1 protein-coding gene is annotated in these 500 nt (G+C 72.0%); it reads left to right on the top strand.

What is annotated here, in order from left to right; translation table 11 throughout:
* Positions 1–500: VWA domain-containing protein (locus tag A5678_RS16320; protein WP_156746939.1), on the top strand; the 500-nt coding region annotated here is incomplete at both ends.

Raw genomic sequence — 500 nt, 5'->3', positions numbered from 1 at the left:
TCTACGTGGTGGTCCAGGGCCGCCGCCGGCGCCGGCTGCGCCGGTTCACCGAGGCGAACGTGCCGCAGTCGCCGACGCGGCACATTCCCATCGCCGTCTCACTGCTCAGCCTGGTCCTGCTGACCATCGCGCTGGCCACCCCGACCCATGACATGCGCATCCCGCGCAACCGGGCCGTCATCGTGCTGGTCATCGACATCTCGCAGTCCATGCGGGCCACCGACGTGCCCCCCGACCGGCTGACCGCCGCCAAGGTGGCCGGCAGGCAATTCGCCGACGAGCTGACGCCGGCCATCAACCTGGGCCTGGTTGAGTTCGCGGCCAACGCCTCGCTGCTGGTCTCCCCGACCACCAATCGCGAGGCGGTGAAGGCGGCGATCGACGGTCTGAAGCCGGCGCCCAAGACCGCGACGGGCGAAGGCCTCTTCACCGCGCTGCAGGCCATCGCGACGGTCGGCTCGGTGATGGGGGGCGGCGACGGCCCCCCGCCGGCGCGCATC

Source organism: Mycobacterium sp. E2733 (assembly GCF_001667585.1).
In the GTDB taxonomy this organism is placed as follows: Bacteria; Actinomycetota; Actinomycetes; order Mycobacteriales; family Mycobacteriaceae; genus Mycobacterium.
This window is presented reverse-complemented; position numbering and strand designations above follow the sequence as displayed.